The sequence below is a fragment of the Pseudomonas sp. NFACC16-2 genome, from assembly GCF_900119205.1.
Taxonomy (GTDB): Bacteria; Pseudomonadota; Gammaproteobacteria; order Pseudomonadales; family Pseudomonadaceae; genus Aquipseudomonas; species Aquipseudomonas fluorescens_Q.
In genome coordinates this window covers 1-18,627 of record NZ_FPIX01000057.1, presented here as the reverse complement: position 1 = coordinate 18,627, position 18,627 = coordinate 1, and the positions used below count along the sequence as shown (strand labels likewise).

Sequence of the window (18,627 nt, the reverse complement as noted above, 5' to 3'; positions counted from 1 at the left end):
AACCGACTGTGGCGAGGAAGCCTGCTCCCTCGCCACACGTCGCGAACATTTGAACGTGAAACATTTTCTTTCATCTTCTCCTTCAGGATTTCACTCGCTCGTTCGTCTTAATTAGATGCAGCAGGCCGCGTCGGCAAAAGCCACGGCCGGCCTTTCAGGGTTCAGGGGTATTGCGAAGCCCGTAATACCGAGCCTTTCATCGAATCAAGACGTTCAATCATGTCGAAGAAGTCCCGCTCCAAACTCTGGTTCCTGGTTCATAGCTGGCTGGCCCTGCCCATCTGGTTTTTCGTGCTCATCGTTTGCGTGACCGGCACCCTCGCGGTGGTCAGCCAGGAGATCGTTTGGCTGGTCAACCCTGACATGCGTGCCAGCAAGCCCTCGGACGATGCCCCGCTGCTCAGCTATGACCAGGTGATTGCCTCGATCAAGCAAGCCCAGCCGCAGACCCAGGTGCAAAGCATCACGCGTCCGGACGAGGCGCATTTTGCGCTGGAGGCCAAGGTGACCTATCCCGATGGACGCCCCGACACGGTCTACATCAATCCGTACAGCGGCGTCATCCAAGGCTCGGCACCGGCGTTCAATTTCAGAGGCTTCACCCGCGCCCTGCACGGATGGTGGTTGGTGCCGTTCACCAACGGCTACAGCTGGGGCTGGTACCTGGTGTCGCTCCTGGGGCTGCCGTTGCTGGCGTCCCTGGTGACCGGGCTGGTGGTCTACAAGCGCTTCTGGAAAGGCTTTTTCCGTCCAACCTTGCGTATCCGCCACGGTGCCCGCATTTTCTGGGGCGACTTCCACCGGCTCAGCGGTATCTGGTCGATCTGGTTCATCGCGGTCATCTCCGTCACCGGCACCTGGTTCCTGATCGAAGCCTTGCTGTCCGACAACCAGATTTCCATCTCCAGCGCCCCGGTCATCCCGGTCGTCGCCCGGGAAAGCGTGCCGCTGTCCGTCGATGGCGTTGCGCCGCCGCAACTGAACCTGGACCGGGCCATCGAGATCGCCCGGCAGCGCATCCCAGGCTTGGAAGCGAGCTTTGTCAGCCTGCCCGGCAACGCCTACAGCCATCTGGAAGTCGGCGGCCGTGGTTGGTACCCGCTGATGTACCAGACCGCCACCATCAATCCCTACAACGGTGACGTGGCGGCCTCGCGGTTGCTGTCGGACCGCACGACGCTGGAGTTCGTCACCGAGTCCATGCGCCCACTGCACACTGGGGATTTTGGCGGCCTCTGGATCAAACTCATCTGGTTCTTCTTCGGCTTGATCCTGAGCATGATGGTCCTCAGCGGGTTGCTGATCTGGACCAAACGCACGGCCCTGGCCACTGCCAATGCGTTCAAGCGCAGCCAAAAACCTGCACGTGAAGCCCGGGCTGCCCGGGCATTGCAGCCGTCCATGCAGCGTGAATCGCCGGAGGGCAACCTGTGAACCCGTCCAACACAGCCTCGCCACCGTCACGCCTGAGCCTGTTCTGGCACAAATGGCGCTTTCACCTCAACGTGCTGTTGCTGCTGATTCCCCTGGGCTTCATGCCCAAGTATTTCTCGGAGGCGTCGTTGTTTCGCGGCGATGCCGGGCTCGGCGAGCGGGAAGTCGGTGAAGTCCAGGTCGGTCCCTGGAGCCTGCGCCTGGCCGAATTTCGCAACGAAGCCCCCCGCGTCCAAGGGCCTGCCGGGCCGATGAAACACTTCAACGCCGCCCTGTGCCAAAGCTGTATTGGCCAGGTCAAGGCCACCTACCTGCGCATCGGCAAACCCCGCAGCCTGCGGGCCGCCGGGGTGATTTTCTTCGGCTCGCCCTATCGCATGGGCGCCTTGTTGCCGGTTCCACCAAAGACCCAGCCCGATGCCGAACTGTGGATAACCCTCGAGGGTTGGGACGGTTCGATGCACCAGGCCTCCATTCCCCTGAGTCAGGCCTCCCCGGCCACCATCGCCTGGCTGAAGAACCAAGGACCCAAACCATGACCCTCCGCGCCTTATCCAACGGCCTGGCGTTGCTGTTCTGCGCAGGCGCCAGCACCAGCGCCCTGGCCCACAACCCGATGTGCGAATGCAAGGCCATCGACGCCGAGCAGATCCAATGCACCGGGGGTTTTTCCGACGGCAGCGGCGCACCCGGAGTGACCCTGGACGTGATCGGCTATGACGAGACCATCCTCGTCCCGGGCAAGCTCGGCGCCGATTCGAAGCTGACCTTCAAGAAGCCGGACGCAGAGTTCTACGTGCTCTTCGACGCCGGCCCCGGCCACGTGGTGGAAATCGACCAAGCCGACATCGAGGCCCCATGAGCAACACCACGACTCAAGTCATCCGCCCCGCGGGTGCGGGCCATGAAACCCTGTATGTGTTGCTGCTGTGCCTGGTCATCGTGGTGGTCGCCGGGTCTGTGGTGGCCTGGCATGGCAAAGCCGAAGACACCACGCACCTGGCCTCGAACCAGCTCGACGCCCGCCGCGACCTCAGCGCCGCCGAGCAAGGCATCTACGCCGACCTGCGGGTGACCCTGGATGAAATTCGCTTGCTGCGCGAAGACCAACCCACCCTGCCCAGTCCGCCAACCCTGGCCGAAGAAGGCTTCGCGCCATTCGCCCAGGACGCCAGTTCCGTCAGCCGGGGCGGCCACGCCTGGCAACAACTGCAGAACCGGGCTTACTTCGGCGCCAGTGCCAATCCGTCGGTGGCCGGCTCGTTTCTGATGCGTATCGGCGAAGCGTCCGACGCCGCCCCGGACATCTGGCTCAACCGCGGAACCGGCCTAGCGACGCCCACCGCGCTGGACGATGCGACGCTGTCCGCCACCGGCTGGCAACAGATCGTCGCGCAATTCGATGCCGGCGTAACCCGCCAGCACCGGCACTGACCCCACGCCTTCATTCGAGAGAAGACCGTTTGCCCATGCCTATTGCATCCCAACGCCGCCCCTTGCTGCGCCTGCTGCTGATCGGCCTGCTGGCCTGCCTGTTCACCTCGCCGGTGAGCGCCGAAACAGCCAAGCGTCTGCGCATCGGCATCACCCTGCACCCTTATTACAGCTATGTGAGCAACATCGTCGGCGACAAGGCCGAGGTCGTGCCGCTGATCCCGGCCGGTTTCAACCCCCATGCCTATGAACCACGGGCCGAGGACATCAAGCGCATCAGCGGCCTCGACGTGATCGTGCTCAACGGCGTGGGTCACGATGACTTCGCCGACCGCATGATCGCCGCCAGCGAAACCCCGAACGTGAAAGTAATCGAGGCCAATGAAAACGTGCCCCTGCTGGCTGCCACCGGCACGGCGGCTCGTGGCGCGGGGAAGGTCGTGAATCCACATACTTTCCTGTCCATCAGCGCCTCCATCGCTCAGGTCAATAACATCGCCCGAGAGCTGGGCAAGCTCGACCCGGACAACGCCAAGGCCTACACCCAGAACGCCCGCGCCTACGGCAAGCGCCTGCGGCAGATGCGCGCCGCGGCCCTGGCGAAGCTGACCCAGGCCCCCAACGCCGAGTTGCGGGTCGCCACGGTGCATGCCGCCTACGACTACCTGTTGCGCGAATTCGGCCTGGAAGTGACCGCTGTGGTCGAGCCGGCCCATGGCATCGAACCAAGCCCCAGCCAATTGAAGAAAACCATCGACCAACTGCGCGAGCTGGACGTGAAGGTGATCTTCTCGGAGATGGATTTCCCGTCCACCTACGTCGACACCATCCAGCGTGAATCGGGCGTGAAGCTGTACCCGCTCTCACATATTTCCTACGGCGACTACAGCCCCGAGAAGTACGAAAAGGAAATGGCCGGCAACCTCGACACCGTGGTCCGGGCCATCCAGGAGTCTGGCGCATGACCGTCCAGGAAACCCTCACTCTGCGACACGTCGGCCCCTTGATCGAGTTCGCCGATGTCAGCCTGAACCTGGGCCGCACCACCATTCTCGACCGCGTGGCGTTTCAGGTGGAACCCGGTAGCATCCATGCCTTGGTGGGCCCCAATGGCGGCGGCAAGAGTTCGCTGATCAAGACCTTGCTCGGGCAGATGCCACACCAGGGACGCTTGAGCCTGCAATGGCCAGGCGAGCCCGGGGTGATCGGCTACGTGCCCCAGGCGCTGGAGTTCGACCGGGGCCTGCCCATGACGGTGGACGACTTCATGGCGGCGATGTGTCAGCGGCGACCGGCTTTTCTCGGCTTGAGCAAGCACTACGCTGGGGCCATTGGCCAGGCCCTGGAGCGGGTCGGCATGCAGGACAAGCGCAAGCGGCGCATGGGCGCGCTGTCCGGTGGTGAGCGCCAGCGAGTGTTGCTGGCCCAGGGGCTGATTCCCTCGCCGCAACTGCTGGTACTGGATGAACCGATGTCGGCCCTGGATGAGGCCGGTATCCAGGTATTCGAGCAATTGCTGCAGGACTGGCGCCAAGCCGGAATCACCGTGCTTTGGATCGAACATGACCTGGAAGCCGTCGGGCGCCTGGCCGACCGTGTCACCGGCCTGAATCGTCGCGTGCTATTCGACGGTCCGCCCCGCCAGATCCTGACGCCAGAACGCCTGCTGACGCTGTTTTCCACCCATCCGCGCACGAACGGGAGCGCTGCCTGATGAGTTATGAAGCCTTTCGTCTGATGGTTCAGGGCTGGGCCTCGTCCGGTTACCTGCCCGAGGCGCTGGCCTACGGGTTCGTGGTCAATGCGTTGCTGGCCGGGTTGTTGATCGGCCCGGTGCTGGGCGGTCTCGGCACGCTGGTGGTGGTCAAGCGCTTCGCGTTTTTTTCCGAGGCGGTGGGCCATGCGGCGCTGACCGGCGTGGCCATCGGCATCCTGCTCGGCGAACCCTACACCGGCCCTTACGGCAGCCTGTTCGGCTACTGCCTGTTGTTCGGCATCCTGCTCAATTACCTGCGCAACCGCACCGGCTTGGCGCCGGACACGCTGATCGGCGTATTCCTGTCAGTGTCCCTGGCCTTGGGCGCCAGCCTGCTGTTGATCCTGGCGGGCAAGATCAATGTGCACATCCTGGAAAACGTACTGTTCGGCTCGGTGCTGACGGTCAATGGCAATGACCTGCTGGTGCTGGCGGTGGTCGGCTCGCTGGTGATGGCCCTGGCCTTGCCGCTGTACAACCGCATCATGCTCGCCAGCTTCAACCCGCAACTGGCGGCAGTGCGCGGGGTGGCGGTCAAGACACTGGACTACCTGTTCGTGATCCTGGTGACGCTGATCACCGTGGCAGCAGTGAAAGTCATCGGCGCCATTCTGGTGGGCGCGTTGCTGGTGATTCCGGCTGCGGCGGCTCGCCTGCTCAGCCAATCATTGAAAGGCTTTTTCTGGTGTTCAGTGCTGATCGCCACCGCCAGCACCTTGTGCGGGATCCTCGCGCCGATTGTGTTCGACCTGCCGATCCCATCCGGTGCCGCGATCATCCTGGTGGCTGGCATCGCCTTCGCCCTGAGCGCCATCGCCCGCGGTGTCGTCCCCAGCCTCAAAGGGAATCTTGGATAAATGGTTTTTTCATTGCGACAACTGAGCCTGGCCGTCGCGTTATGCGGCGTGGCCATCACCTCGTCATTCGCCGGCGAAAAGGTTCGTCTGCTGGCATCGCTGCCAGTCACCTATGGATTGGGGGAAGCCTTACTCAAGGGCACCGAGGTCAGCCTGGAGCGGGCCGCGCCCGCCAATCTGCCCGGCACCCGGCAGAGCGCCTACTTCAGCGGCCGTGGCGCGCCGGCCTTGAGCAAACTGGCCAGCGCTGCTGACGGGGTCATCGGCCTGCGCTCGCTGTGGCCGGACGATCCGCTGTACCCCATGGCCCGACGCAGCAATATTCGCATCGTCGAAGTCGATGCCGCGCGCCCGGTGGACGGTGCCCTGCCCGGTATCGCCGTGCAACCGGGCATGGCCGACGGCCTGGCGAGCCAACCGTGGATGGCCAGTCATAACCTGGGGCGCATGGCCGACGTGATCGCCGCCGACCTGGTGCGCCTGGCCCCGGCGGACAAACCGAAGATCGACGCCAACCTGGCGGCCCTGAAGCAGCGCCTGCTCAAACTCAGCGCCGATAGCGAAAAACGCCTCGCCAGCGCCGACAACCTGAGCGTGGTCAGCCTGAGCGAGCATTTCGGCTACCTGATCAGCGGGCTCAACCTGGACGCCATCAGCACCGATACCCGGCCCGACGCCGACTGGACAGCCGAAACTCTCAAGCAATTGACCGCGACCTTGAAAGACAACGACGTGGCGCTGGTGCTGCACCATCGCCAGCCTTCGGAGGCGCTGAAAGCCGCCATCACCGAGGGTGGCAGCCAGTTGTTGGTGCTCAGCACCGATGGGACCGATCCGGTGATGGAGCTGGAAAGCAATGTGGGGCTGGTCGTTACCGCGCTGACGGAAGGCTGACGGCCATCCCCTGTGGGAGCGAGCCTGCTCGCGATGAGGCCAGCACATCCAACATCGATGTTGGCTGACACACCGCCATCGCGAGCAAGCTCGCTCACAGCTTTTTCGACTCAGTTCAAGACATCCCCCGGCACCCGCACAAACCCTTCCATCAACACCCGTGCGCTGCGGCTCATGATGGCTTTTTTTACGGTCCATTCGCCGTTGACCAGGCTGGCCTCGGCGCCGACGCGAAGAGTGCCGGACGGGTGGCCAAAACGCACCGCGTTGCGCTCGACGCCGCCGGCCGCGAGGTTGACCACGGTACCGGAAATAGCAGCGGCCGTGCCAATGGCAACCGCCGCCGTGCCCATCATGGCGTGGTGCAGCTTGCCCATGGACAGTGCCCGCACCAATAGATCAACGTCCCCGGCCGCGACGGCTTTTCCGCTGGAGGAAACGTAGTCCGCCGGCGGCGCGACGAACGCCACTTTCGGTGTGTGCTGGCGCTGGGCGGCTTCGTCCAGGTGCTTGATCAAGCCCATGCGCAGAGCGCCATGAGCGCGAATGGTTTCGAACATGGCCAATGCCTTGGGATCGCCGTTGATGGCGCCCTGCAACTCGGTGCCGATGTAGCCGACGTCGCGGGCATTGATGAAAATCGTCGGGATCCCCGCGTTGATCAGCGTCGCCTTGAAGGTGCCAACACCGGGCACTTCCAAGTCGTCCACCAGATTGCCGGTGGGAAACATCGAGCCACCACCGCCCTCTTCCTCGGCCGCCGGGTCCATGAATTCCAGTTGCACTTCGGCCGCCGGAAAGGTCACGCCGTCGAGTTCGAAGTCCCCGGTTTCCTGCACCGCGCCGTCAGTGATCGGCACATGGGCGATGATGGTCTTGCCGATGTTGGCCTGCCAGATCCGCACCACGGCCACGCCGTTCTGTGGGATGCGACCAGCGTCCACCAAACCACTGCTGATAGCGAATGAACCGACCGCTGCCGACAGGTTGCCGCAATTGCCGCTCCAGTCCACGAACGGCTTGTCGATGGACACCTGGCCGAACAGGTAATCGACGTCGTGGTCGGCTCGGGTGCTCTTGGACAGGATCACAGTCTTGCTGGTGCTGGACGTCGCGCCGCCCATGCCGTCGATCTGCTTCTCGTACGGGTCGGGGCTGCCGATTACCCGCAGCAACAGGGCATCCCGGGCGGTGCCTGGGACACGGGCCGCTTCGGGCAGGTCTTGCAGACTGAAGAACACGCCTTTGCTGGTGCCGCCACGCATATAGGTAGCGGGAATTCTGATTTGCGGTGCGTGAGCCATGATGCTCCTCAAGCGGACACTCCGGGTGTCCGCGGCTGTGATTTAGACGGCAACCGCCGATTCAAGGAAGTCTTGGGCAAAGCGTTGCAGCACGCCCCCGGCTTCATAGATCGACACTTCTTCAGCGGTATCGAGGCGGCAGGTCACCGGCACTTCGACGCGCTCGCCGTTCTTGCGAGTAATGACCAACGTCAGCGTCGCACGCGGGGTGCGCTCGCCGATCACGTCATAGACTTCGCTACCGTCGATGCCCAGGGTCTTGCGATCGGTGCCGGGCTTGAACTCCAGCGGCAACACGCCCATGCCCACCAGGTTGGTGCGGTGGATGCGCTCGAAACCCTCGGCGGCGATCGCCTCGACACCGGCCAGGCGCACGCCCTTGGCCGCCCAGTCCCGGGACGAACCCTGGCCGTAGTCGGCGCCGGCAATGATGATCAGCGGCTGCTTGCGCTCCATGTAGGTCTCGATGGCTTCCCACATGCGCATGACCTTGCCTTCCGGCTCGACCCGGGCCAGGGAGCCCTGCTTGACCTTGCCGTTTTCCTGGACCATTTCGTTGAACAGTTTCGGGTTGGCGAAGGTGGCGCGTTGCGCGGTCAGATGGTCGCCGCGGTGGGTCGCGTAGGAGTTGAAGTCCTCTTCCGGCAGGCCCATTTTCGCCAGGTATTCACCGGCGGCGCTGTCCAGCATGATGGCGTTGGACGGCGACAGGTGATCGGTGGTGATGTTGTCCGGCAACACCGCCAGCGGGCGCATGCCCTTGAGCGGTCGTGCACCGGCCAGCGCGCCTTCCCAATACGGCGGACGACGGATGTAGGTGCTTTGTGGGCGCCAGTCGTACAGCGGCGTCACTTTCGGCCCGGTGTCTTCCTGGATGGCGAACATCGGGATGTACACCTGGCGGAACTGCTCCGGCTTCACCGAAGCCTTGACCACCGCGTCGATTTCTTCGTCGCTCGGCCAGATGTCCTTGAGGCGGATTTCGCGACCGTCCACCACGCCCAGCACATCTTTTTCGATGTCGAAGCGGATGGTCCCGGCGATGGCATAAGCGACCACAAGCGGTGGCGATGCCAGGAACGCCTGCTTGGCGTACGGATGGATACGTCCGTCGAAGTTGCGGTTGCCCGACAACACGGCGGTGGCGTACAGGTCGCGGTCGATGATTTCCTGTTGGATCACCGGGTCCAGCGCGCCGGACATGCCGTTGCAGGTGGTGCAGGCGAACGCCACCACGCCGAAGCCCAGCTGTTCCAGCTCTTTGGTCAGGCCCGCTTCATCCAGGTACAGCGCCACGGTTTTCGAGCCCGGTGCCAGGGACGACTTGACCCATGGCTTGCGGGTCAGCCCGAGTTTGTTGGCGTTGCGCGCCAAGAGGCCGGCGGCGATCACGTTGCGCGGGTTGCTGGTGTTGGTGCAGCTGGTGATCGCGGCGATGATCACCGCGCCGTCGGGCATTTGTCCCGGCACATCGTCCCACTGCCCGGAAATGCCTTTGGCGGCCAGATCCGACACCGCGACGCGGGCGTGCGGGTTGCTCGGGCCGGCCATGTTGCGCACCACCGACGACAGGTCGAAGGTCAGGCCACGCTCGTATTGCGCGCCCTTGAGCTTGTCGGCCCACAGGCCTGCCTGCTTGGCGTAGGTCTCGACCAGTCGCACCTGGTCGTCTTCACGGCCAGTGAGCTTCAGGTAATCGATGGTTTGTTGGTCGATGTAGAACATCGCCGCCGTCGCACCGTATTCCGGGGCCATGTTGGAAATGGTCGCGCGGTCGCCCAAGGTCAGGGCACTGGCGCCTTCGCCGAAAAACTCCAGCCAGGCACCGACGACTTTTTGCTTGCGCAGGAATTCGGTCAGCGCCAGCACCATGTCGGTGGCGGTGATGCCCGGTTGCAGCTTGCCAGTCAGCTCGACGCCGATGATTTCCGGCAGGCGCATCCACGAGGCGCGCCCCAGCATGACGCTTTCGGCTTCCAGGCCACCGACGCCGATGGCAATCACGCCCAGGGCATCGACATGGGGGGTGTGGCTGTCGGTGCCGACGCAGGTGTCGGGGAACGCCACGCCATCACGTTGCTGGATCACCGGGGACATTTTTTCCAGGTTGATCTGGTGCATGATCCCGTTGCCCGGCGGAATCACGTCGACGTTCTTGAAGGCCTTCTTGGTCCAGTTGATGAAGTGGAAGCGGTCTTCGTTGCGTCGGTCTTCGATGGCGCGGTTCTTGGCAAAGGCTTGCGGGTCGGAACCACCGCTTTCCACCGCCAGGGAGTGGTCGACGATCAGTTGGGTCGGTACCACCGGGTTGACCTGCGCCGGATCACCGCCCTGCAAGGCGATGGCGTCGCGCAGGCCGGCCAGGTCCACCAGCGCGGTCTGCCCGAGGATGTCATGGCACACCACACGCGCCGGGAACCACGGGAAATCCAGGTCGCGCTTGCGCTCGATCAGTTGCAGCAGCGACTCGCGCAGCGTGGCCGGGTCGCAGCGACGTACCAGGTTCTCCGCCAGCACGCGTGAGGTATACGGCAGGCCGTCGTAGGCGCCGGGGCGGATGGCATCCACCGCCTCGCGAACGTCGAAATAATCCAGCGAAGTGCCGGGTAGCGATTTGCGAAATTCTGTGTTCATCGTCAGGACTCGGGTCACGGTGGTTTCAGAAAGGCGCTTGCCACGACCATGATCGTTCCCACGCTCTTCGTGGAAACGCATCCAGTGACGCTCTGCGTCACAGGGACGCGGAGCGTCCCGGGCGGCATTCCCACGCAGAGCGTGGGAACGATCACAGCAATTAGCGTCAGCGCCCTTCCACTCAGCGTTGTTCGATTGGCAGGAACTTGCGCTGTTCGACGCCGGTGTATTCGGCGCTCGGTCGGATGATGCGGTTGTTGGCGCGTTGTTCGAACACGTGGGCGGCCCAGCCGGTCAGGCGCGAGCAGACGAAGATCGGCGTGAACAGCTTGGTCGGGATGCCCATGAAGTGGTACGCCGAGGCATGGTAGAAATCGGCGTTGGGGAACAGTTTCTTCTGTTCCCACATGGTCTTGTCGATGGCTTCGGAGACCGGGAACAGCACCGTGTCGCCGACTTCATCGGCGAGTTTTTTCGACCAGCCCTTGATGACCTCGTTGCGCGGGTCGTTGTCCTTATAGATCGCGTGGCCGAAGCCCATGATCTTGTCCTTGCGCGCGAGCATGCCGAGGGTGCCTTCGATGGCCTCCTGCGGTGAGCTGAAGCGTTCGATCATTTCCATCGCCGCTTCGTTGGCACCACCATGCAACGGGCCACGCAGCGAGCCGATGGCCGCGGTGATGCAGGAAAACAGGTCCGACAACGTGGAGGCGCAAACCCGAGCGGTGAAGGTCGAGGCGTTGAATTCGTGCTCGGCGTAGAGGATCAGCGACACGTTCATCACCTTGACGTGCAGCTCGCTCGGCTTCTTGCCGTGCAGCAAGTGCAGGAAGTGGCCGCCGATGGACACTTCGTCGGTCACGCATTCGATGCGCTGGCCTTCGTGGCTGAAGCGATACCAGTAGCACATGATCGCCGGGAACGCGGCCAGCAGGCGATCGGTCTTGTCATGTTGCTGGGAAAAGTCCTGCTCGGGTTCCAGGTTGCCCAGGAACGAGCAGCCGGTGCGCATGACGTCCATCGGGTGGGCGTCGGCGGGAATGCGCTCCAACACCTCTTTCAGGGCTTGGGGCAAGTCCCGCAACTGGCGCAGTTTACCGGTGTAGGCGTCCAGCTGTACCTGGGTCGGCAGCTCGCCGTACAGCAGCAGGTAGGCCACTTCTTCAAATTGCGCATCTGCCGCCAGGTCGCGAACGTCGTAGCCGCGATAGGTCAGGCCGGCGCCCGACTGGCCTACGGTGGACAATGCGGTTTGCCCGGCCACCTGGCCACGGAGCCCGGCGCCACTGAGTACTTTTGCTTCGGCCATTTGCTGTCTCCATTTTCTTGAATTTGTAGGGGAGTCGCGCCTTACTTCTTCGCCGCGAACAACGCATCGAGCTTCTGCTCGAAGGTGTGGTAGTCGATGCGATCGTAAAGCTCCATGCGCGTTTGCATGGTGTCGATGACATTCTGTTGCGTGCCGTCGCGGCGGATCGCGGTGTAGACGTTCTCGGCCGCCTTGTTCATGGCCCGGAAGGCCGACAAGGGGTAGAGCACCAGGGACACGTCGGCACCGGCCAACTGCTCGGTGGTGTACAGCGGGGTCGCGCCGAATTCGGTGATGTTGGCCAGGATCGGCGCTTTCACGCGGCTGGCGAACAGCTTGTACATCTCAAGTTCGGTGATGGCTTCGGGAAAAATCATGTCGGCACCGGCCTCGATGCACGCGGCGGCGCGGTCCAGGGCCGACTCCAAGCCTTCCACCGCCAAGGCATCGGTACGGGCCATGATCACGAAACTGTCATCGGTACGGGCATCGACGGCAGCCTTGATGCGGTCGACCATCTCTTGCTGGGAGACGATTTCCTTGTTCGGACGATGGCCGCAACGCTTGGCGCCGACCTGGTCTTCGATATGAATCGCCGCGGCGCCGAACTTGATCATCGACTTGACCGTGCGCGCCACGTTGAATGCCGAGGAACCGAAGCCGGTGTCCACGTCCACCAGCAGCGGCAGGTCGCACACGTCGGTGATACGCCGTACGTCGGTCAGCACATCATCCAGGCCGGTGATGCCCAGGTCCGGCACGCCGAGGGAGCCGGCCGCCACGCCGCCGCCGGACAGGTAGATCGCCTTGAAACCGGCGCGCTTGGCCAGCAGCGCGTGGTTGGCGTTGATGGTGCCCACCACTTGCAGCGGATGCTCATTGGCGACCGCATCGCGAAAACGCTGGCCTGGAGTGCTGTTGCTCATGACTCACCTCGTTCAGTGGCGCTGTCCTGGAAATGACGCGCGATGTTGCGTTTGGAAGCGCCGATGTGCCGGCGCATCAGTAATTCAGCCAGTTCGCCGTCGCGGTCGGCGATGGCGTCCAGAATCCGATGGTGCTCGGCAAAGGCCTGGCGCGGACGGTTGGGCGTGGTGGAAAACTGGATGCGATACATGCGCACCAGTTGGTACAGCTCGCCGCAAAGCATTTGCGTCAGGGTTCGGTTGCCGCTGCCCTGGATGATCCGGTAATGGAAGTCGAAATCGCCTTCCTGCTGGTAATAACCGACACCGGCCTGGAACGCCGCATCGCGCTCGTGGGTTTCCAGCACCCGGCGCAGTTCGTCGATTTCTTCCAGGGTCATGCGTTCGGCCGCCAGGCGGCAGGCCATGCCTTCGAGGGACTCACGGATTTCGTAGAGTTCCAGCAGCTCGGCATGGCTCAGCGACACCACCCGGGCACCGACGTGAGGCACCCGCACCAGCAGGCGCTGGCCTTCCAGGCGATGAATCGCCTCGCGCAGCGGCCCGCGGCTGATGCCGTAGGTGCGCGCCAGCTCGGGCTCGGAGATCTTGCTGCCGGGGGCGATCTCACCTTTGACGATGGCGGCCTGGATACGTCGGAAAACGTTCTCGGAAAGCGTCTCCGAATCGTCTTGGGCCACCACCGGGGTTTCGAGCTGATCGAGCATATTGTCGACACCTTGCAAATCAATATGGCAAAAACTAACCAATATCGGCGTTAACGTCAAAGCAAAAATCAATATTGTCGACAATCGTCTAATAAGCTTACCCGCCATAACCACTCGTTTGAATGCGTCGTAGCGCCCGGCCAGCGGTGGCGTCAGAAAACCACCGTGCTAGAATGCCGCGCGATTTGCCGCTCTCCTTTTATAGGGAAGGCTGCCCAGGGAGCTTGTGCAGCAATGCCAGGGCCTGAACCGATAAACGGAACGCTGCGCACCAGGATCTATGACACTCAAGCCCTTCACCGCTGCTCTTTATTTCATGTGCCTGCCGGGGCTTGCCGTGGCGGGTGAAAAAACCGTGTACGGCCTCAACGAATACGCTGCCCTGCAGGGCATCGACCTGGAGGTCGCCGCCAAGCTGGACACCGGCGCCAAGACCGCCTCCCTCAGCGCCCGGGACATCAAGCGCTTCAAGCGCAATGGCGAATCCTGGGTGCGCTTTTACCTGGCCATCGACGCGGCCCACTCGCACCCCATCGAACGTCCGCTGGCCCGAGTCAGCAAGATCAAGCGCCGCGCCGGTGACTACGACCCGGACGAAGGCAAGAAGTACACGGCCCGGCCGGTCATCGAACTGGATATCTGCATGGGCTCGGCCCTGCGCAGCATCGAAGTGAACCTGACCGACCGCAGCGCCTTCCAATACCCGTTGCTGATCGGTTCCGAGGCGCTCAAGCGCTTCGACGCGCTGGTCGACCCCAGTCTTAAATACGCTGCCGGCAAACCCGCCTGCGCCAATGCCGCTCAAACCGCAGAGTAATTCCAATGCGCTCCCTTACCCTCCATCTGAAAATGCTGATCGCCATCCTGGTGGTGCTGGGCCTGTCGGTGACGGCCTATCAGATTTTCGTGCTCGGCATCCCGGTCACCGAAGACGCCACCGACGACTTGTGGAACATCGACGCCAAGGTCGAGTTCGTGCCCAATGCCAAGGATCCGGTGAAGATCCAGATGTTCGTGCCGCCCCTGAGCCGCGACTACGTCAGCCTCAACGAAAGCTTCATCTCCAACAATTACGGGGTGGCGGTGAACCGGGTCGACGGTAACCGCAAGGTGACGTGGTCGGCCCGTCGGGCCAAGGGCAACCAGACCCTGTATTACCGCCTGGTGCTGACCAAGCGCTACAGTGCCGAGAAAACCAAGGTCAAGGGCCCGACCTTCCGCGACAGCATCGCCGTCGAAGGCCCGGAGAAACTGGCCGCCGAAGCCCTGCTCGCGCCGATCCGCCAGCATTCGGCCGACGTCGAGACATTCATCAGCGAAGCGATCAAGCGGGTCAACAACCTCAACGACGATAACGTCAAGCTGTTGCTGGCCGGCGATCCGTCCTCGGCCAACAAGGCGCGCATCGTCGAACTGGTGCTGTCCATCGCCCACGTGCCGGTGGAAAAGGTCCACACCATCCGCCTGGTGGCCGAGCAGCCGCAGACACCTGAACTGTGGCTGCGCAGCTTCAACGGCACCGACTGGCTGTATTTCAACCCGGACACCGGCGAACAGGGCCTGCCCACCGACCGCCTGCTGTGGTGGACCGGCGATGAAAACCTGATCACCGTCGATGGCGGCAAGAAAGCCACCGTCACCTTCAGCATGAACAACAGCGAAATGAACGCCATTCGCCTGGCCAAGCTGACGGACGAGAACACCGACGCCAACTTCCTCGAATACTCGCTCTACGGCCTGCCGCTGCAGACCCAGCAAACCTTCATGATCATGGTGATGATCCCGATCGGCGTTCTGGTGATCCTGATCCTGCGCAACCTGATCGGCCTTCAGACCCTGGGGACCTTCACCCCGGTGCTGATCGCCCTGGCCTTCCGTGAAACCCAGTTGGGCTTCGGCATCATCCTGTTTACGGTGATCACCACGCTGGGCCTGTCGCTGCGTTCGTACCTGGAGCACCTCAAGCTGCAGATGCTGCCAAGGCTCTCGGTGGTGCTGACGTTCGTGGTGGTGCTGATCGCCGCCATCAGCCTGTTCAGCCACAAGCTGGGCCTGGAGCGCGGCCTGTCGGTGGCGCTGTTCCCGATGGTGATCCTGACCATGACCATCGAGCGCCTGTCCATCACCTGGGAAGAGCGCGGCGCCGGCCACGCGATGAAAGTCGCCATCGGCACTCTGTTCGCCGCGTCCCTGGCGCACCTGATCATGAGCGTGCCGGAACTGGTGTACTTCGTGTTCACCTTCCCAGCGATCCTGCTGATCCTGGTGGGCTTCATGCTGGCTATGGGTCGTTATCGCGGCTACCGCCTGACCGAGCTGGTGCGGTTCAAGGCCTTCCTCAAGGCAGACTCCTGATGTTCGGCTTCTGGAAGACCTGGAAGGCCCTGGAAGCCCGGGGCATCATGGGCATCAACCGGCGTAACGCCGACTACGTGCTCAAGTACAACAAGCGCAGCCTGTACCCTATCGTCGATGACAAGATCATCACCAAGGAACGGGCCATTGCCGCCGGCATCCATGTGCCGGAGCTGTACGGGGTGATCTCCACCGAGAAAGAAATCGACAAACTCGACGAAATCATCGGCGGGCGCACCGACTTCGTGATCAAGCCGGCCCAAGGCGCTGGCGGCGACGGCATCATCGTCATCGCCGACCGCTTCGAAGGCCGCTACCGCACGGTGTCCGGCAAGATCATCAGCCATGAGGAAATCGAGCACCATGTCTCCAGCATCCTCACCGGCCTGTACTCCTTGGGCGGGCACCGTGACCGGGCGCTGATCGAGTACCGCGTGACGCCGGACCAGATCTTCAAGAGCATCAGCTACGAGGGCGTGCCGGACATCCGCATCATCGTGCTCATGGGCTATCCGGTGATGGCCATGCTGCGCTTGCCGACCCGCCAGTCCGGCGGCAAGGCCAACCTGCACCAAGGCGCCATTGGTGTGGGCGTCGACCTCGCCACGGGCCTGACCCTGCGCGGCACCTGGCTGAACAACATCATCACCAAACACCCCGACACCACCAACGCGGTGGACGGCGTGCAACTGCCCTACTGGGACGGCTTCATGAAGCTGGCTGCCGGTTGCTATGAACTGTGCGGGCTGGGCTACATCGGCGTCGACATGGTGCTGGACCAGGAAAAAGGCCCGTTGATCCTGGAACTGAACGCCCGGCCAGGCCTGAACATCCAGATCGCCAACGACTGCGGCCTGACCTTGCGCACCCACGCAGTGGAAGCCCACCTGGAAGAACTCAAGGCCCGCGGCGTTACCGAAACCGTGGAAGAGCGCGTGGCGTTTGCCCAGGCGTTGTTTGGGCATATTCCGCCGGTGGAAGGCTGATCCCTCTAAACCTGCACCTTATAAATTGTTTGGACCGGGGACAGGGTGGACTTGTGGCGAGGGGATTTATCCCCGCTGGGTTGCGAAGCGACCCCAAACAGGCAGATGCAACGAACCTGATGTACTGGGGTGGCAGATTTTGGGGTTGCTACGCAACCCAGCGGGGATAAATCCCCTCGCCACAGGATGTTCTCACCACAAATATTCACCCACAGTCATCTTCGACAGCCATTGACGTGCTCATCTCCGACATCCCCCTAGGAGCAAATCCTACAGGGGATTACAATCGCTCCCCCGCCTGAACGGCTGATCCGCCCCGCCCATGCCAACCTGTTCCGTATACCCGCTGCCCTACCACGCCAACCCCGCCGAGTACTTCGCGGCGATCCGTCATGCCCCCGGTAGCGTGCTGCTCGACAGTGGCCGGCCGAGTGCGGAACGCGGGCGTTACGACCTGCTCAGCGCCTGGCCGTTGGAACAACTGGCCGTGTTGCCCGACGAGAGCGGTAGCGATTTCCTGCAACGCCTGCGCATTCAGCTGACGCAGCTAGGTGACGCGGAACTACCGACCACAGTGCAATTGCCCTTTGCCGGCGGCGTGATCGGCTACTTGAGCTATGACTTCGGCCGACACCTCGAAACCTTGCCGTCCCACGCCAAGGACGACCTGCAACTGCCCGATGCGCGTTTTGGCGTGTACGACTGGGCGCTGGTCAGTGATCACCAGGCCGGCACCAGCCAATTGGTCTTCCACCCTCATTGTGGCGAAGACGAACGCCAGCGCCTGATCGCGCTGTTCAGCCAGCCGACTGCGGCATCGGTTGGCGTCTTCAGCCTCGAAGGACCGATGACCCCCGACCTCGCCGCCGAAGCCTATCGACAGGCCTTCGAGCGCATCCAGGCGTATATCCAGGCAGGTGACTGCTACCAGGTCAATTTTGCCCAGCGCTTTCGCGCACCCTGCCAGGGCGATGCCTGGGCCGCTTACCAAGCGCTGCGGGCGGCATGCCCAACACCATTTTCCGGCTTCCAGAGCCTACCCGATGGCGGCGCCGTGCTGAGCCTGTCCCCCGAACGCTTCGTCAAGGTCAGCGAAGGCCAGGTGGAAACCCGGCCGATCAAGGGCACCCGACCCCGCGGCACAACACCCAGCGAAGACGCGGCCCACGCCGCCGAGCTGCTGGCCAGCCCCAAGGACCGGGCGGAAAACCTGATGATTGTCGACCTGCTGCGCAACGACCTGGGCCGCACCTGCCGCATCGGCTCGGTGCGGGTGCCGGAGCTGTTCAGCCTGGAAAGCTACCCGAACGTGCATCACCTGGTCAGCAGCGTGACCGGCGAACTGGCTGTGGATAAGGACGCCTTGGACCTGATCGCCGGCAGCTTCCCTGGCGGCTCGATCACCGGTGCACCAAAAATCCGCGCCATGCAAATCATCGACGAACTCGAACCGACCCGACGTGGCCTGTATTGCGGCTCGTTGCTGTACCTGGACGTGCGCGGGGAAATGGACAGCTCCATCGCCATCCGCAGTTTGCTGGTCAAGGATGGACAGGTGTGCTGCTGGGGCGGCGGCGGGATTGTCGCGGACTCGGACTGGGGGGCCGAGTATCAGGAGTCGATTACCAAGGTTCGGGTGTTGCTGGAAACCTTGCAGAACCTCTGAACAACTCCTAGGCCTCACTGATCGTTCCCACGCTCCGCGCTCATCGTTCTACACAACTCTCGATGAGCGCACGCTGGGCTTCTAACGCGATAACAAACTCGCGTATTCGTTGCATCCCTATCCACATGGCCTTAGGGCCAGGAGGCCCGTCATTTTTGCGCCCTAAGTAGCCTCCCAGGCTTGTGACCAGTAAAACCATCTCGCCCAAAGAAGGTGGTACAGAGGGCGGTTGGCACCGTTTGACCACAACATAGGCCGCTTTCCATTCCGAAGCCTCAAACACCATCTCGCAGCTTAAATCCGGACAAGCACGTCCCAGCATCAGGCCGTAAAGCACGCGCCATGTGGTAATCAAGTACAAACCA

General features: G+C 62.8%; 18 protein-coding genes. 12 read left to right on the top strand and 6 right to left on the bottom strand.

Annotated elements, in window-relative coordinates; genetic code table 11:
- Positions 1–219: 219 nt before the first annotated feature.
- The 8 genes from BT116_RS27795 to BT116_RS27760 are packed head-to-tail and all read left to right on the top strand — an operon-like array spanning position 220 to position 6,375.
- The gene (locus tag BT116_RS27795; protein WP_072348752.1) at positions 220–1,434 is read left to right on the top strand and encodes a PepSY-associated TM helix domain-containing protein; all 1,215 of its coding nucleotides are present in this window, start codon (positions 220–222) and stop codon (positions 1,432–1,434) included.
- Entirely contained in the window at positions 1,431–1,973 is a 543-nt protein-coding gene (locus BT116_RS27790) for a thiamine pyrophosphate-binding protein (protein WP_072348750.1), read from the top strand. Before BT116_RS27795 ends, BT116_RS27790 begins: the two co-directional genes overlap by 4 nt.
- Positions 1,970–2,296 carry a hypothetical protein gene (locus BT116_RS27785; protein WP_003204043.1) on the top strand — a complete coding sequence of 109 codons (327 nt, stop codon included), beginning with the start codon at positions 1,970–1,972 and terminating at the stop codon, positions 2,294–2,296. Before BT116_RS27790 ends, BT116_RS27785 begins: the two co-directional genes overlap by 4 nt.
- A complete protein-coding gene (locus BT116_RS27780; RefSeq protein ID WP_072348748.1) occupies positions 2,293–2,868 on the top strand; it encodes a DUF6162 family protein in 576 nt (191 codons plus the stop codon). The genes BT116_RS27785 and BT116_RS27780 overlap by 4 nt, the downstream gene beginning before the upstream one ends.
- Before the next feature lie 35 nt (positions 2,869–2,903).
- A complete protein-coding gene (locus tag BT116_RS27775; protein WP_072348746.1) occupies positions 2,904–3,833 on the top strand; it encodes a metal ABC transporter substrate-binding protein in 930 nt (309 codons plus the stop codon).
- On the top strand, positions 3,830–4,582 hold the full coding sequence (locus BT116_RS27770) for a metal ABC transporter ATP-binding protein (protein WP_072348744.1): 753 nt from the start codon (positions 3,830–3,832) through the stop codon (positions 4,580–4,582). The genes BT116_RS27775 and BT116_RS27770 overlap by 4 nt, the downstream gene beginning before the upstream one ends.
- Complete coding sequence (locus tag BT116_RS27765; protein WP_003204050.1) at positions 4,582–5,481, top strand: metal ABC transporter permease; 900 nt, start codon at positions 4,582–4,584, stop codon at positions 5,479–5,481. Before BT116_RS27770 ends, BT116_RS27765 begins: the two co-directional genes overlap by 1 nt.
- Positions 5,482–6,375 carry a metal ABC transporter solute-binding protein, Zn/Mn family gene (locus tag BT116_RS27760; protein ID WP_072348741.1) on the top strand — a complete coding sequence of 298 codons (894 nt, stop codon included), beginning with the start codon at positions 5,482–5,484 and terminating at the stop codon, positions 6,373–6,375.
- Positions 6,376–6,485: 110 nt separating this feature from the next.
- Here the strand turns inward: BT116_RS27760 and prpF are convergent, their stop codons facing one another.
- The 5 genes from prpF to BT116_RS27735 form a co-directional block, all read right to left on the bottom strand.
- Positions 6,486–7,679 (bottom strand): 2-methylaconitate cis-trans isomerase PrpF, encoded by a 1,194-nt coding sequence (prpF, locus tag BT116_RS27755; RefSeq protein ID WP_072348739.1) that lies wholly within the window; start codon positions 7,677–7,679, stop codon positions 6,486–6,488.
- A 42-nt stretch (positions 7,680–7,721) separates the two neighbouring features.
- Positions 7,722–10,313 (bottom strand): Fe/S-dependent 2-methylisocitrate dehydratase AcnD, encoded by a 2,592-nt coding sequence (gene acnD / locus BT116_RS27750; RefSeq protein ID WP_072348774.1) that lies wholly within the window; start codon positions 10,311–10,313, stop codon positions 7,722–7,724.
- A 181-nt stretch (positions 10,314–10,494) separates the two neighbouring features.
- Positions 10,495–11,622, bottom strand: a complete 1,128-nt coding sequence (gene prpC, locus BT116_RS27745) for a bifunctional 2-methylcitrate synthase/citrate synthase (protein WP_072348738.1) — start codon at positions 11,620–11,622, stop codon at positions 10,495–10,497.
- A gap of 41 nt (positions 11,623–11,663) precedes the next feature.
- The gene (gene prpB / locus BT116_RS27740) at positions 11,664–12,548 is read right to left on the bottom strand and encodes a methylisocitrate lyase (protein ID WP_047228278.1); all 885 of its coding nucleotides are present in this window, start codon (positions 12,546–12,548) and stop codon (positions 11,664–11,666) included.
- A complete protein-coding gene (locus BT116_RS27735) occupies positions 12,545–13,255 on the bottom strand; it encodes a GntR family transcriptional regulator (RefSeq protein ID WP_063325003.1) in 711 nt (236 codons plus the stop codon). Before BT116_RS27735 ends, prpB begins: the two co-directional genes overlap by 4 nt.
- Positions 13,256–13,535: 280 nt before the next feature.
- On the opposite strand from BT116_RS27735, the gene BT116_RS27730 reads away from it, so the two are divergent.
- The 4 genes from BT116_RS27730 to pabB all read left to right on the top strand — a co-directional run bounded on the left by BT116_RS27730 (position 13,536) and on the right by pabB (position 18,262).
- On the top strand, positions 13,536–14,072 hold the full coding sequence (locus tag BT116_RS27730; protein WP_072348736.1) for a retropepsin-like aspartic peptidase RloA: 537 nt from the start codon (positions 13,536–13,538) through the stop codon (positions 14,070–14,072).
- A gap of 5 nt (positions 14,073–14,077) precedes the next feature.
- Positions 14,078–15,610 (top strand): osmotic stress tolerance membrane protein RloB, encoded by a 1,533-nt coding sequence (locus BT116_RS27725; protein ID WP_003204068.1) that lies wholly within the window; start codon positions 14,078–14,080, stop codon positions 15,608–15,610.
- Positions 15,610–16,596: an alpha-L-glutamate ligase-like protein gene (locus BT116_RS27720; RefSeq protein WP_013693958.1), complete on the top strand. Its 987-nt coding sequence runs from the start codon at positions 15,610–15,612 to the stop codon at positions 16,594–16,596. Before BT116_RS27725 ends, BT116_RS27720 begins: the two co-directional genes overlap by 1 nt.
- A gap of 322 nt (positions 16,597–16,918) precedes the next feature.
- Positions 16,919–18,262, top strand: a complete 1,344-nt coding sequence (pabB, locus tag BT116_RS27715) for an aminodeoxychorismate synthase component I (protein ID WP_072348734.1) — start codon at positions 16,919–16,921, stop codon at positions 18,260–18,262.
- 40 nt (positions 18,263–18,302) lie between these two features.
- On the opposite strand, the gene BT116_RS27710 is transcribed toward pabB, so the two are convergent.
- A partial coding sequence (locus tag BT116_RS27710) for an IS4 family transposase (RefSeq protein WP_305883638.1) occupies positions 18,303–18,627 on the bottom strand: 325 nt, incomplete at its 5' end.